This window comes from Nannocystis exedens (assembly GCF_002343915.1).
Classification (GTDB): Bacteria; Myxococcota_A; Polyangia; order Nannocystales; family Nannocystaceae; genus Nannocystis; species Nannocystis exedens.
The window spans coordinates 8,855,458-8,869,437 of sequence record NZ_NETK01000001.1; the positions used below are offsets into that span (position 1 = coordinate 8,855,458).

12 protein-coding genes are annotated in these 13,980 nt (G+C 72.1%); 6 read left to right on the plus strand and 6 right to left on the minus strand.

Annotated elements, in window-relative coordinates:
* The first annotated feature begins 162 nt into the window (after positions 1-162).
* Together NAEX_RS34755 and NAEX_RS34760 are read left to right on the plus strand one after the other, a co-directional pair.
* Positions 163-1,809 carry a hypothetical protein gene (locus NAEX_RS34755; RefSeq protein ID WP_096331774.1) on the plus strand — a complete coding sequence of 549 codons (1,647 nt, stop codon included), beginning with the start codon at positions 163-165 and terminating at the stop codon, positions 1,807-1,809.
* Positions 1,806-2,969, plus strand: a complete 1,164-nt coding sequence (locus tag NAEX_RS34760) for a pyridoxal phosphate-dependent aminotransferase (protein WP_096331775.1) — start codon at positions 1,806-1,808, stop codon at positions 2,967-2,969. Before NAEX_RS34755 ends, NAEX_RS34760 begins: the two co-directional genes overlap by 4 nt.
* A 124-nt stretch (positions 2,970-3,093) precedes the next feature.
* Here the strand turns inward: NAEX_RS34760 and NAEX_RS34765 are convergent, their stop codons facing one another.
* The 4 genes from NAEX_RS34765 to NAEX_RS51180 all read right to left on the minus strand — a co-directional run bounded on the left by NAEX_RS34765 (position 3,094) and on the right by NAEX_RS51180 (position 7,573).
* Positions 3,094-3,966: an MBL fold metallo-hydrolase gene (locus NAEX_RS34765; protein WP_096331776.1), complete on the minus strand. Its 873-nt coding sequence runs from the start codon at positions 3,964-3,966 to the stop codon at positions 3,094-3,096.
* Positions 3,954-4,265, minus strand: coding sequence for a hypothetical protein (locus NAEX_RS34770; protein ID WP_096331777.1), 312 nt, complete (start codon positions 4,263-4,265; stop codon positions 3,954-3,956). Before NAEX_RS34770 ends, NAEX_RS34765 begins: the two co-directional genes overlap by 13 nt.
* A 207-nt stretch (positions 4,266-4,472) precedes the next feature.
* Complete coding sequence (locus NAEX_RS34775; protein ID WP_170136249.1) at positions 4,473-7,193, minus strand: serine/threonine-protein kinase; 2,721 nt, start codon at positions 7,191-7,193, stop codon at positions 4,473-4,475.
* A complete protein-coding gene (locus NAEX_RS51180) occupies positions 7,190-7,573 on the minus strand; it encodes a hypothetical protein (protein WP_170136250.1) in 384 nt (127 codons plus the stop codon). The genes NAEX_RS34775 and NAEX_RS51180 overlap by 4 nt, the downstream gene beginning before the upstream one ends.
* Positions 7,574-7,662: 89 nt before the next feature.
* Here NAEX_RS51180 and NAEX_RS34780 point away from each other — a divergent pair, with 89 nt between their 5' ends.
* Both NAEX_RS34780 and NAEX_RS34785 read left to right on the plus strand, forming a co-directional pair.
* A complete protein-coding gene (locus NAEX_RS34780; protein ID WP_143141288.1) occupies positions 7,663-8,283 on the plus strand; it encodes an RNA polymerase sigma factor in 621 nt (206 codons plus the stop codon).
* A 108-nt stretch (positions 8,284-8,391) separates the two neighbouring features.
* Positions 8,392-9,369 (plus strand): trypsin-like serine peptidase, encoded by a 978-nt coding sequence (locus NAEX_RS34785; RefSeq protein ID WP_096331779.1) that lies wholly within the window; start codon positions 8,392-8,394, stop codon positions 9,367-9,369.
* Between the two features lie 17 nt (positions 9,370-9,386).
* On the opposite strand, the gene NAEX_RS34790 is transcribed toward NAEX_RS34785, so the two are convergent.
* Both NAEX_RS34790 and NAEX_RS34795 read right to left on the minus strand, forming a co-directional pair.
* On the minus strand, positions 9,387-9,806 hold the full coding sequence (locus NAEX_RS34790; RefSeq protein ID WP_170136251.1) for a VapA/VapB family virulence-associated protein: 420 nt from the start codon (positions 9,804-9,806) through the stop codon (positions 9,387-9,389).
* 167 nt (positions 9,807-9,973) lie between these two features.
* Complete coding sequence (locus NAEX_RS34795) at positions 9,974-10,411, minus strand: VapA/VapB family virulence-associated protein (protein WP_096331781.1); 438 nt, start codon at positions 10,409-10,411, stop codon at positions 9,974-9,976.
* Between the two features lie 480 nt (positions 10,412-10,891).
* Between NAEX_RS34795 and NAEX_RS34800 the strand changes: the two genes are divergently transcribed.
* Both NAEX_RS34800 and NAEX_RS53290 read left to right on the plus strand, forming a co-directional pair.
* Positions 10,892-11,428 carry a hypothetical protein gene (locus NAEX_RS34800; RefSeq protein WP_143141287.1) on the plus strand — a complete coding sequence of 179 codons (537 nt, stop codon included), beginning with the start codon at positions 10,892-10,894 and terminating at the stop codon, positions 11,426-11,428.
* Positions 11,429-12,117: 689 nt separating this feature from the next.
* Positions 12,118-13,881: a DUF4215 domain-containing protein gene (locus NAEX_RS53290; RefSeq protein ID WP_143141286.1), complete on the plus strand. Its 1,764-nt coding sequence runs from the start codon at positions 12,118-12,120 to the stop codon at positions 13,879-13,881.
* Positions 13,882-13,980 lie beyond the last annotated feature (99 nt).

Here is a 13,980-nt window from a genome sequence, read left to right on the forward strand (position 1 = left end):
CGTCGGCGCCGGAGAGCGGCGCCGTACTCGCCACATTGCTCGTGTGGGGGCGAATCGCGGCGGCGCGGGCGCCGGGTGCTCGCATTGCGGCCCGAAGAACGAATGGCGGTTGTCGCGCGCGCGTGCCGACGTCGGCTCGCTGCGCCTATCATCGTACTCGCCATGACACGATTTACCGCGATCGCGGCGGTCGTCCTCGGCCTCGTCGCGCCGGCGTGCAAGCCCGAGAGGACCGCGACGGTGACCCCGACCGCTTCAGCGCCCGCGAGCGAGCGCGCGGCCGCGGGGGGGCCGCTCGGGACGGCGGAGCAGCGGGCGCGCCTGTTCGCGGAGATCTGGGACAAGACGGCGCGGCGCGAGGCGTTCTCGCCGGTCAAGAACCAGCGGCTCGCGCTCGACGTGCGCGCCGGCATGGAGGCGTTCGCGCCGGAGCTGCTGGCGGCGAAGACCGACGTCGAGCTGTTCTACGCGCTGGTCAAGATCAGCAACGCGCGCAAGGATCGCCACCTCAAGGTCCGGCCGGTCGACGGCGGCCTGGTGGTGCCGGGCTGGAACGAGCGGGCCGAGGCGCCGCTGCGCTTCGCCGCCGACTACGGTCAATCCGAGTACGCGGTGTTCGTGGCCGACCTCGACGAGTCGTTCTTCGCGGCGGGCGAGTATTCGCGGGTGCCGCGGCGCGGCGACCGGGTGGTGGGGGTCGACGGGCGGCCGTTCGCCGAGTACGTGGCCGCGGTCGAGCCGTACTACCCCTATTCGACCCGCGAGAACTTCTGGTGGCACCTGGCGGCCCAGCTCGGCGTGCGCAGCGGGCTGCTCCCGCCCGACCGCTTCGGCGAGCGAGTGACTTACGAATTGCAGGCCGACGACGGCTCGACGTACGCGGTGACGCTGCCGTGGCTGCCGCCGGAGCAGGTCCGCTGGGCGGGGCCGCAGCGGCCGGTGTACCCGGGCATGACGCTCGAGTTCGCGACCGAGACGTACGAGCTGTTCCGGCCGACCGACGGGCGCAAGGCGGTGCTGCTCCGCTGGCTCGGGTTCCGCCGCACGCTGGTGGCCGACGTCGAGCGATTGATGGCATACGCGGAGAAGGAGCGGCTGCTCGCGCACGCGCTGATCGTCGACGCGACCGGCTCGCGCGGCGGGTCGCTCGGGGTGTACGCGCTCCAGCGAATGACGGGCCGGCCGTTCAAGACCACGCGCGGCAACATCCGCCTGAGCGACGTGGTGGTGCCGTTCGTCGACCGGAAGCGGGCGGAGATCGTGGCCGGCGGGCCGAGCGACGCCGGGGTGTTCGAGAGCGACGACGGCGGGGCCCGGCTGCTGGCGTGGCTCGAGGGCTCGGTGATCCCGGCGCTGAAGGCCGGGCGCAGCTTCAGCGAGGCGGTGCCGTTCAAGCTGGCGCACCTGCCGGCCGACTCGGACGGGGTGGTGAGGCCGGCGCCGGTCCACTTCTCGGGCCCGCTGGTGTGCTTCTTCGGCCCGGGCGGCGGCTCTCACCTCGACCAGTTCGCGGCCACGATCATCGACAACGAATTGGGCCACACGATCGGCATGCCGACGGGCGGCTTCAGCAACACGTGGGAGTGGTCGGAGGTGCTGAAGATGCCCGGCACCGAGCGGCCGCTGGTCGAATTCATGTGGTCGATCGGGCACACGATCCGCCCGAACGGGGAGATCCTCGAGGGCAACCCGGCGCAGGTCGCCGAGCGCCTGCCGCCGACGGCGGCGAATCATTCGCATTACCACGCGCTGCTGCTCGAGCGGGCGTACGCGCACCTGGACGGGCGCGAGGAGCGGGGCCGGCGATGAAGGCGATCGACGCGGTCGAGGCCTCGGCGACGGTGGCGATCGCCGACGCGGCGGCGGCCCGGCGCGCCGACGGCGAGCCGGTGATCGATCTGTCGGCCGGGCGCGCCCCCGAGCCGACGCCCTCGTTCATCGTCGAGGCGGCCGTCGCGGCGATGCTCGCCGGTCACACGCACCAGGCGCCGGCGCGCGGGGTGCCGTCGTACCTGCACGTGATCGCGGAGCGGCTCTTGCGGGTCCACGGCCTGCGCGTCGACCCGGCCTCGGAGGTGATGGCCACCGCGGGCTGCAAGCAAGGTCTGATGCTCGCGTTGCTGGCGGTGATGGAGCGCGGCGCGGAGGTGATCGTCGAGGACCCGTGCTTCGTCAGCTACGCGCCGACGATCTCGCTGCTCGGCGGGACGCCGGTGCGCGTGGCGGCCGATCCGGCCCGGCGCTGGTGCATGAAGCCGGAGGCGCTGGCGGCGGCGGTCGGGCCGAAGACGCGGGCGGTGATCGTCTGCAGTCCGCACAATCCCGCGGGGGTGGTCCACACGCTCGCGGATCTCGAGCCGCTGGCGCGGCTGGCCCGGAGACATGACTGGATCGTGATCGTCGACGAGGTCTACGAGTCGGTGACGTGGGGCGGGCGCCGGCACACCCCGATCGCGTCGCTCCCGGACCTGCGCGAGCGGACGATCGGGCTGATGAGCTTGACCAAGAGCCACGCGATGGGCGGCTGGCGGATCGGCTACGCGTACGGGCCGCGGGGGCTCGTCGCGCGGATGGTGAAGGCGCAGCAGCACCTCTCGACCTGCGCGAGCTCGATCGCGCAGCACGCGGCGAGCGCGGCGCTGGAGGCCGCCGGCGAGGCGCGGATGACGGAGCTGTGGGCGGCGTGGGAGCGCCGCGTCGCCGGCTTCACGCGCGACCTGGCGGGGCTCCCGGGGCTGCGCGTGGAGCCGGTCGAGGCCGGGTTCTACGCCTGGGTCGACGTGCGCGAGACGGGGCTCGACGGGGACGAGTTCTGCCGGCGATTGCTGCGCGAGGAGCAGGTCGCGGCGGTCCCGGGGAGCGCGTTCGGGCCGCGGTCGGCGGGGTATGTGCGCTTCACGACGGTGAAGGACGAGGACGAACTGGAGGCGGCGCTGGGGCGGATCGATCGCTTCGTGCGCGGGCTGTAGCGGCCGCGCCGGGCGGTGAGTCCCGAGATGTCCTCGAGGACAGGCAGTGAAATCGCGGCAGCGTGCTTCACCGCGCTCGTTCGGCGAGCTCGAGCGCGCGGTCGTCGGGCATGGTTCGCCGGGCTCACGGCAGCTCCATGCGGTCGAAGTGGCGCGGAATCACGACTCGGGTCGCGGGGGCGCATCGCTTCACCTCGGCGACGAAGGCCTGCAGGTCGTCGCTGACGGGCGCGTCGACGGGCGGGGCCCGCCAGTCGTCGAAGTGGTTGGTGTAGACGAGCGGCGGCCGGCCGAGCGCGCGCATGAGGCGGCAGGTGTAGTCGTCGACCTTTTCGCGCAGGCCGGTGGCGATCACGGCGATGTCGGGGCGCAGGCCGGTGAGCTCGGCCTCGATGAAGTTGGCGGTGCCGAGGAACAGCACGCGCCGGCCGGCGACCTCGACGAGATAGGCGAAGGTGCCGCCCTCGGCGTAATCGTCGAAGCGCATCGGCAGCTGCGGCTCGGCGGCGATCTCACCGCCGAGGAGGTGGTCGCCGATCTTCGAGTGGAGGCTCGGCAGGACCTGCACCGACCAGCCGTCGCCGGCGATCCGCTCGCGGCCGCGGACGGCGACGATCTTGCCCGCCGGCAGGCCGCTGGCGCGGGCGAGGCGGGCGGTGCTCTCGCTGCCGATCAGCTGCGCGCCGGTGGCGGCGGCGACCGCCGGGGCGTCGAGGACGTGGTCGACGTGCGAGTGGCCGATGACGATCGCGTCGGCGCGCGCGGGGGCGTGGGCGGCGATGGCGGCCGGGTCGGGCACGATCGGGCCGTCGAGGTCGGGCCGCGAGAAGTACGGGTCGACGAGGATGGTGGTCGGGCCGGCGTCGAGCTGCCAGCCGGCGACGCCGAGGTAGGTCAGGGCGATCGGCGCCCGCGATGGTTCGGGGGCGGTCGAGGGGCGCGAGTCGTGGTCGCCGCTGCAGGCGACCAGCGTCAGGGCGAAGATCAGGGCACGCATGTCGCGCGTGTACGCGCGGCGGCGCGGCCTTGTTCCTCGGCGAGGATCAGCGCGCCACACTCGGCGCAGGTCGGCGCTTCGCGGACGATCGCCAGCACCGGGCCCATCCCGACCATGTACGACATCATCAGCGGCAGGCAGATGACATAATCGGAGGCGAGGATCGGCGAGGCCGGCAGCAAGAATATCGGGATCAGGAAGTAGAGCCGCCACCAGCGGCGCGCGGTCGCGGAGTTCTGATACTCGACCGCGACGTCGCGCGCGCAGCGGACACAGTGTTTGCTGGTTGAGTCGCTCATACGCGAGGAACGCTAGCACGGCGGCCAGGGGACGAACCGGGGTGCGGCGCCCCGACGCACCGCGGCCGCAGATGCAGCGGGGCTGAGCGCGGACAGCCGGCCGGCGTCCGGGGAATGCATCGCCTCGGGGAATCGCGAGCGACGAGGTCGCCGTGCGACCCGTCCGGTGCTCGCCGCCAGCCTCCGTGTCGGCCCGCGATGCTCGACCTATCGCGGCTCGAGCGCGCGGGCCTCGGCTTCGAGCGCGCGGATCCGCCGGGGCTCGCGGCCGAGGGACCGCAGACACTGCGCGAGCAGGCGAGCGGTCTGTGCGGCGATGGCCGGCGACGTTTCGGGGTGCGCCCGCAGCTTGCGGTGGGCCTCCTCGAGCAGCGGGAGCGCCTGCGACGGCGCCCCGGCGGCGAGGTGGGCCCGGGCGATGCCCTGCAGCGAATAGGCGACGAGGCCGGGATCGTCGGGCGCGTGCTCGGCGAGCGTCGCGGCCAGGCGCGCGTAGTACGGCAGGGCTTCGCCGCAGCGGTCGAGCAGGCACAGGTAGTCGCCGATGTTGACGAGCAGCGCCGGGAGGTCGAGGTCGAGGCCGTACGCGTCGGCGAGGGCCAGCAGGCGGCGGTTCACCGCCAGCGCGTCGGCATGGCGCCCGGTCAGCCGGTAGAGCTCGGCCAGCTCGGCGAGCGCGGTGAGCCGATCCGAGTACGCCGGGCCGAAGGCGGCCTCGAGCCCGACGAGCGCCGCTTCGGCGGACACGATCGCGGCCTCGAAGTCGCGGGCGGCCGCGGCGGCGCGCGCGAGGGCGAGGTCGATGGTGGCGACGCGAAAGCCGGCCGGGCCGTCGATGGCGAGCAAGACCTCGCGGGCGTGCTGCAGCAGCGAGGTCGCCTCGGCGGACCGCCCGCGGGCGAGCTGGACGCGCGCGAGGCTGTGCTCGAGCCACGCCGCTGCCGGGCTGTCGCGGCCCCGTTCGACGCGCGCCTCGTCGACGCAGGCGCCGAGCAGCGCGGCGGCTTCGTCGAGGCGGCCGGCCTCGGCGATCGCGTTGCCGAGCAGCATGCGGGAGAACAGGCGCTCCGGGTCGTCGGAGTGGCGCAGCGCGATCGCGTCGCGGGCGCGGGCGATGGCCGTCGGGGGGTCCGATTCGGCGAGCGCGACGAGGGCCTCGGTCTCGAGCAGGTCGGCGTCGATGCGCGCGTCGGGTCCGGCGTCGGCGCGAGCGCTGCGGGCGTTGGTCAGCCACAGGCGGGCGCGGGCCGGGTCTTCGCGGTCGAACGCGTCGACGCGCGCGAGCTCGTTCCAGATCGCCCACATCAGGTCGTGTCGGTCGGCAGCGACCGCGCGGGCGTGGGCGTCGTGCAGGGCCGCCGCGGCGCGCTCGGGGTCGTGGAACAGCCGGCTGTGGATCACGCCGACGCGGAGCTGCGCCTCGGCCGCGAGCGCGGGCTCGTCGGCCGCGAGGCTGTCCTCGAGGACATGTCGTGCCTCGGCCAGCGCCGCGGGTCCGCGGCGCGCGAGCTGCAGGAAGTGGGCGACGTCGAGTCCGCGTCGCAGCCCGGCGACCCGCGGTCCGACCGCGGCCGCGTGCGCGTCGCGGGCCAGCGCCTGCCGGTCCCGACAGGCGGCCGGGTCAGGCAGCGCGGCGAGCAGCTCCGGCGCGGCGGCGAGGCGGGCCGGGTCGGGTCGGGTGAGCAGGGCGGTCAGCTCGGCGAAGCGCTGCAGGCCGCGGTCGAGGCAGGCCGCGCTGCGGTCGAGCAATTGCTCGGACTGCTCGCCGCGCACCCGCGTGGCCGCGCAGGCGTCGACGCGCGCGAGGTGCCAGCGGCGGGCCCAGTCGTCGAGGTCGGCGAGGACCCGCCGCGCCTGCGCGGGCGAGTCGGCCCCGGGCAGGCCGGCGAGCGTGCGCTCGATCCTGTCCTTCCGGTCATGTGACCAGAGCTCGACGAGCGGCGCGCCCAGGTCGGCGCACGGCGGCGACGGGGCCGATACGAGCGCGCCGGCGCCGACGGCCGCGGCGATCGCCGTGCAGCCGAGCGCGGCGCGGAGGCGACGACGCGGGCGGTCGCGGCCGCGGGCGAGGGCCGCGAGCAGCGGCTCCATGGTCGCGAATCGGCGCTCCGGATCGGCCGCCGTCCCGCGACCGAGCGCGCGCCGCAGCCACTTCGGCGCCGGACCAGGCGGCGCGCGGCGGTCGACCGCCTCGGCCAGAGCGACGCAGAACGAGAACTGATCGCTGCGCGCGTCGGCCCGGCCGGCGCGCTGTTCGGGGGACATGTACGCGGGCGTACCGGCGGCGGCGCTGGTGGCGGCGCCGGGCGACGGGTGCGTCGCGGCGGTGTCGCCGACGGGCCGCGCGAGGCCGAAGTCGAGGATCCGGACGCGACCGTCGTCGCCGACGATCACGTTGTTGGGCTTGAAGTCGCGATGAGTGATGTTCGCCCCGTGCGCCGCGGCCAGCCCGCGACCGGCGGCGATGAAGACGTCGAGCACCTCGGCGAGCGTGCGCGGCCCGGCCGCGAGCCAGCGGTCGACGGTCAGCCCCGAGACGTGCTCCATGGCGATGAAGATGTCCTGCTCGTGCTCGCCGACCTCGTAGACCTGGACGACGTTGGGGTGCGACAGGCGGGCCAGCGCGCGGGCCTCTCGCAGCAGGCGGTCGCGCTCTCCGGCGGCCCGTGCGGCGCCGTCGGGGCGGATGACCTTGACGGCGACGAGGCGCTCGAGCTGGTCGTCCTCCGCCGCGTAGACGCGACCCATGCCGCCCTGGCCCAGCAGCCGGACGACGCGGAAGCGGCCGAGGAACACCGGGTCCGCGGCCACGCCGAACAGCTGCGCCTGGAGCCGTCGACGCACGGCCTCGGCGGCGAGATCGCCGGCGATGTCCCGCGGATCGTCGCCGATGGCAGTCGAATGCGGGCTGGAGGCGAGCGCGTTCACGGCGGCGGCGGCTTGACCTTGACCTTGAGCTTGAGCGGCGTCGGCTGGGTGGTGCCGATGAACTCCCAGGAGTACGGCTGGGAGGACGGGCTGCTCGGCACGGGGAAGGTGAGCGTGACGTCGAACCCGACGGCGGGGGCCCATTCATTGGTCGGGGTGCCAGGGCTCCGCCGCACCGTGACCAGCGATTCGTCGAGCGGGAGCACGTCCGTCGTGCGCGGATGGAGGAAGATCTGCACGGGCGTGCCATTGGCCGTAAACTCGGCCTCGCACACGTATGTGCCGCTCGTGCCCGTGCCGGTGTATGTCAGCCCCTCGGCGTTGTAGTAGAGCGTGGCCGACGCGGTCGGATAGGGCGTCGTCGGACAATCATCAGCCATGGTACCTCCGCGCTCGCGGCAGCGCCGGGCGCGGGTCCAGCGTACACCGATTCGGCTCGCGGGGGGATGTCTTGTGGTAAAACTGCCGCGTGTCGACGCCGCGCGATAGCGAACTCCTCGAGGCCTGGCGCGCCGGCGATCGGGCGGCGGGCAACGTCCTGTTCGGCCGCCACTTCGCGGCGATGTATCGCTTCTTTCGCAACAAGACCGGCGACGACGCCGAAGACCTGGTCCAGCGCACCTTCATGGCCTGCGTCGCCGGTCGCGAACGCTTCCATCCCGACGCCTCGTTCCGGGCGTACCTGTTCTCGGTGGCGCGCAACGTGCTGCGCGAACACTTCCGCGACCGCCACCGCGGCCGCGAGCCGCTCGACATCGAGGCCCTGAGCGTCGCCGACCTGACGCCGGGTCCGAGTACGTGGCTGGCCGCGCGGGCGGAGGAAAACGTCCTCCTGCGAGCGCTGCGCAAGATCCCGCTCGCCTCGCAGATCGTGCTCGAGCTCTACTACTGGGAGAGGTTCACCGGCCTCGAATTGGGCCGCTTTCTGCAGGTCTCGGAGGAGACGGCGCGCGGTCGGATCCGGTCCGCCAAACGGCAGCTCGAGCAGGCGATCCGCGAGGTCGAGACCGATCCGGCGCTGGTGTCGACCACCCTGTCGCATATCGACGCGTGGGCCGAGGCGCTCCGCGAACAGGTCGTCCGGTCGTGATCCGGCACACCGTAAAAAAGAGCTCTGCGCACGTTCGCTTCGGCGCGTGCCGGGAGGACCTCGATGAATGCTACCTCGCATCTGGCCGCCCTATCCTATGAGGAGCTCGTGCGTGAGCTCGACGCCCGCCAGCGCTCGCGCCGGCCCGAGGACGGCCAGGGGCTCCCTCCGCCGGACCCCGCCACCCGCGAGGCGCTCGCCGGGGCCGACGACGCGCAGGTGCTGGCGCTCGCGCGCCGGCTCGAGTTCCGCGGCGAGGGCGACGGCGGGGGGGCCTCCACGATCTACGGTCGTGACAATCGGCGCGACATCTATACCCTGAGCTCGCCGGCCCACCTGCGAGCGGCCGCGACCGCGGCCGCGTTCGTGCCGCTGGCGGCGATGACCCGCCGGGGCCCGCGCTTCGTGCTCGCCACCCAGGAGTACGGCCCGAGCCTGCCGTTGTGCCCGTGGGAGCGGTTCTATCGCCAGCCGACGGTGGCCGTCGGGACCGGGTTCCTGGTCGCCGAGGACGTGCTGGCGACCGCCGGTCACCTCGCGGTCGAGTCACACCTGTGGGGGCCCGGCCGCGAACCGTTGACCGCATTCGTGTTCGGCTTTCAGATGCTGGACCCCGGGCGCGCGCGCACCGTGATCGACGCCGACGACGTCTATTTCCCGCGCCGCGTCCTCCTCCGCGAGTGGACGACGCAAGGGCCCGATTGGGGTCTGATCCAGCTGGATCGGCCCGCCCGCGGGCGACCGATCGCCGCGGTCCGCCACCACGGCCAGGTGGCCGACCGCGCGCGGCTGTACATGCTGGGGTACCCCTGCGGGCTGCCCGAGAAGTACGTCGGCGGGGCGCGGGTCTACGCCAACTCCGCGCCGTCGTACTTCGACGCCGACCTCGACGCCTACGAGATCAACTCCGGATCGCCGGTGTTCAACGCCGCGGACGACGTCGTCGAGGGCATCGCGGTCCGCGGCAACCCCCGCGGCGACTTTCGCTTCCGCAGCAAGGACAATTGCTTCGTCTCGCTGCGCCTGCCCGACTGGATGGCCGAGGAGGCGTGTACGCGGACCACCGAGTTCGCGCGGTTCCTGTGACGGCGGGGCGCGACGGGCTAAGACCAGGACCCCACGCCCCCGCCGATGCCGGCGGGTCCGGACGCGGGGGCGCCCTGGAAGGTGCCCAGGACGTTGCCGCTGCCGTCGAAGAACTGGATGCTGAGGTAGACCGGCGTCGAGACGAACTGGCAGCTCCGGGTGGCCTCGTACAGCAGCGCGAGGTCGTCGGTGGAGACCTCGCCGTCGGACGGCTGGCCAATGGGTTCGCACGGGTAGGGCCCGGCGCGGAATGTCCTGCCGCCGGGCATGTCGATGTGTACGCAGATACAGGGGGCGGCCTGGCCGCTGGCCGGGTACCCGCGGGAGGTCTCGCCGGTCAGCCGGCATACCGCGTCGAGCTGCGCCGGGTCGAGCTTGTCCTGCAGCGCGCGGCGAAGGTCCTGCGCGACGAACTCGCGCGAGAGGGTGGTGCTCATGAGCTTGTCTCCTTGTAAACTCATCCTTGAAGAGAGACGCCGCGGCTCGACGCCACGGTGCCCTCGATTTGAACTCGTATCGATCGCGCGCGCCGAGCCGACCGATCGCCGCGGGCACCGAGAGGGGCCCGGGCGACCGGAGACGGCGCGTACGCCAGGCGCTCGTGCTACGACCAGGAGCCGGTGCCGCCGCCGATCCCGCTGACGATGGAGACCGCGCCGGACTGGAAGGTGCCGAGGACGTTGCTGCTGCCGTCGAAGAACACCAGGCTGAAGTAGACCGGGGTCCCGGTGAACTGGAAGCTGTGGGTCGCGCGGTACAGCAAGTCGAGGTTGTCGGTGTAGACGTCGCCGTACAGGGCGCCGCCGCCGGGGGTGCTGGCGCCGCCGGCCTTGCCGTTGAACGACTTGCCGCCCGAGGTGGTGATATTGACCTGGAACTGCAGGTAGAAGATGAAGCTCGCCACGCTGCCGTTGGCCGAGTACGAGGTCGAGGTGGCGCAGATCTTCCGGCACGCCTCGTCCAGCTTCGCCGGGTCGAGCTTGCCGTGCAGCGCGCTGCGGAGGTCGTGGGCGACGATGTCACGCGAGATGATGGTGCTCATGGTCCATTCTTCCTATCGGTGGGGTTGTCACGCGCCCGATTGATTCAGGCGACATTGACCATATCACGGGCGAATGGCCGAAGGCGCGCTGCTGCGATATTTTGCGATCGGCAATTCGCACGATGCCCCGCGACGATTCTTCGTTCCGGTTTCGCCGCCGCCGTCATGCACGTCGCGGGCGGACGGGCGAGCTCGCGTCAACCCAGTCCGGCGTCCTCGCTCCGGACGTAGGGCACGCCCGCGTCGGGGCGGTTTCACGGTAGCACCGCTCGCCGAGGCGGCGCCGGCCCCCGCCGCGCTGCGGTCCGTGTCCCCGCACGCTGACCGCGTCGATTCTTCGATCCGGTTCACGCTGTCGCTGTCATGCACGCCGGACGGCGCGTCGACGCGCGTCGGAGATGTGAGGTGGCGCAACGCCTGATCGTCGCGACCGCTGCGACAGCGAAGTTCGGCCGGCATCTCGGTAGCGAGACCGACCCAATGCCCACGATCTACAGCTCCATTGTCCTCCGCACCACGACCCTCGCCGCGCTGCTCCTCGCGCCCGCCTGTGGCGAACCGGACGACTCGACCACCGGTACCACCGAGGAGAGCGAGGCCGGCGGCGACACCAGCGGGAACCCGGGCGGCAGCCCCACCAGCGATCCGAGCGGCGACACCAGCGGGGACACCAACGACACCAGCGACACCAACGCCAGCACGCCGACCACGACCGGCGGCGAGACCTGCTACGGCGACTTCTCCCTCGGCTCGGTGCCGTTCTCCGGCGACCCCAACCTCGGCCAGGCCTGCGACGACCCGGACGTGCCCAAGAACTGCGCCGACGGCACGTTCATCAAGTTCGGCACCGGCGAGTGCATCTGCATCGCGGCCTGCTCGAGCGGCAACAAGCAGGTCGGCGAGGCCTGCATCGACGGCACCGACTGGGTGTGCCAGGACGTGCAGGCGACCAACGCCGGCATGAACGGCGGCCAGCTGTGCGTCAACTCCGAGTGGAACCTGTGCCAGAAGCCGTAGGCCGATCGCCGGCAGGCCGCTGACGCGAGCGGCGCTCGTCATCGCGTTCTCGACACACCTGTCTTATCGGACAGGTGTGCATGAATCGCGTCCGCCCGAGGCGGGCCCGCCACGGGGCCCGCTGCCGCGTGGAGACGAGGTGCCGGATCACGCTCGTGGTGATTCAGGCGATTCGACGCGCTCGCTTTGAATCGACGAATGACGCCAGGGAATGCCGGCACGCGACGCCCGGCATGATGGCACCCGACGGGTGACGGCATCGGCGGCGCGGCGTTCGCCGCGCCGCCGGTTGCTCGCTTTCGCGCCGCGTTCGCGGTCGACCCGACGGGGATCGCGCGATTCGGCCGAGGGCCGGCATTTTCTCACTTAAAAATGCCGGACGGCGTTTCCGGCCCGGCACCGGTTATTTTATCAGGGTTTCCATGATGACGTTGAATCGAGGTCAACAGGCGAATGCCTCGTGCGCGACATGTGAGGGGAATCGCGGCCAGCAGGCCCGAAATCCGTCGACCGCTGGCATCCTTGTCACGTGGATCCGCGCACATCGTGACCTCGATGGGCGCCGTGAGTCTCGTCTCTCGGGGGCGGCCGACCCCGCAGATCCTGTGCGGTACCGTGGGGGTTGCATGCGCGATCGCGGCCATCGCGCGATCGTCGGACCCAAAGGATTACCCATGAGGAACAGCCGAATGACGACTCGACACCTGAGCATTGGACTGACCACATTGCTGCTCGCGGCGTGCGGCGACGACGGCAGCAACGTGACTGCCACCATCACCGACGGCGGGCAGACCTCCGACGCGACCACGGACGACAGCGGGACGCCGACGACGACCCAGACCCCGCCGACGTCGGAGACCGCGCCGACCACCACCGATCCGGGCGGCACCGACTCGGACTCGGGCGACACCACCACCGCGGGGACCACCGATTCCACCACCGCGGGCGTGACCGACACCGACGGCACCACCCTCCCGGACACGACCGGCACGCCGGACCCGGTGTGCGGCAACGGCGAGGTCGAGGGCGGCGAGGCGTGCGACGACGGCAACGACGTCGAGGGCGACGGCTGTGAGCCGAGCTGCGTGCCCACGCCGGTGTGCGGCAACGGCGAGGTCGAGCAGGGCGAGGTGTGCGACGACGGCAACACCGACGACGGCGACGAGTGCAGCGCCGACTGTCAGATCGCCACGCCTGCCCCGGTGTGCGGCGACGGCACCGTGCAGGAGCCCGAGCAGTGCGACGACGGCAACCAGGACCCGGGCGACGGCTGCGAGCCGGACTGCACGCCGACGCCGCCCGAGTGCGGCAACGGGGTCAAGGAGGGCACCGAGCAGTGCGACGACGGCAACGACGTCAACGGCGGCCCCGGCGACTTCTGCAAGAACGACTGCACGGTCTTCGTGCCGGCGACGTGCAACGCCCCGGCCGAGTACGCCGTCTGCGACGACGCGCTGAACCTCGCCGACAAGGCCGACAAGACCCAGGTGCACAAGGCGATCGGCATCTGCAACGACAACCCCGCCAACTCGATCCAGATCACGGACTGGAGCTTCAACGCGACCGACAACGCGTCGTGGCAGATCGCCAAGGGCTTCGGCTCCTACACGTACGATCACGACATGGACGCCAACACGCCGAACAAGCTGCTCTACAGCCCGCGTGAAGGCGACACCATGCTGATCATCAGCACCGGCACGATCTCGGCGCCGAACGGCAACGGCATCGTCACCCAGCCGCCGAACTCGCAGTCCGGCTTCGTCGGCAGCAACGCCAACCCCGACCAGCCCGAGTCGATGCCCGCGCCGATGGTGCCGCAGAACGGCAGCAACGGCGGCAACGGCGGCACCCCGTTCAAGGGCTGCGACGGCGTCAACGACTGCTCCGACACCCTGCAGTACCAGTGGTTCGAGATCGCCGACGCCGACCCGAACGACAAGCTGTGGTTCACCTTCAAGACCACGGTCCCGGCGGGCACCTACGGCTACACGTTCGACTTCGTGTTCTGCTCGGGCGAGTGGCCGACCTTCGTCGACACCGCGTTCAACGACCTGCTGGTCGCCTGGCAGGTCGACCCCACGCCGGCCAACCCCATGGCCAACCCGCCGGTCGAGCCGTACACCGGCAACGTCACGTTCATCCCCGACCCGAACGACCCGACCAAGGGGCTGCCGCTGACGATCACCGCGCTCGACCCGTACTACGACGGCCCGGGCTACACCTACGCCGAGCCGCAGCTGCAGGGCACCGGCTTCGAGCAGCACGCGTGCTCCGACTGGTTCACCGCCAAGGGCGGCGTCCAGCCCGGCGCCGAGATCACGATCGGCTTCTTCATCACCGACATGGGCGACCCGTACTACACGAGCACCGCGCTGCTCGACAACTTCCGCTGGGACTGCGAGGGCTGCGTCCCGAGCGAGGTCGACGACTGCGGCGTCATGCCGCCGATGTGAACCGCACCGTCGCCGCGGCGCGGACGGTCGGCTCGACCGCCGCGCCGCGCCGCGAGTCCTCGCGCCCGCGTGCGCCCTCGGGGGCACGCGGGCGCGGGC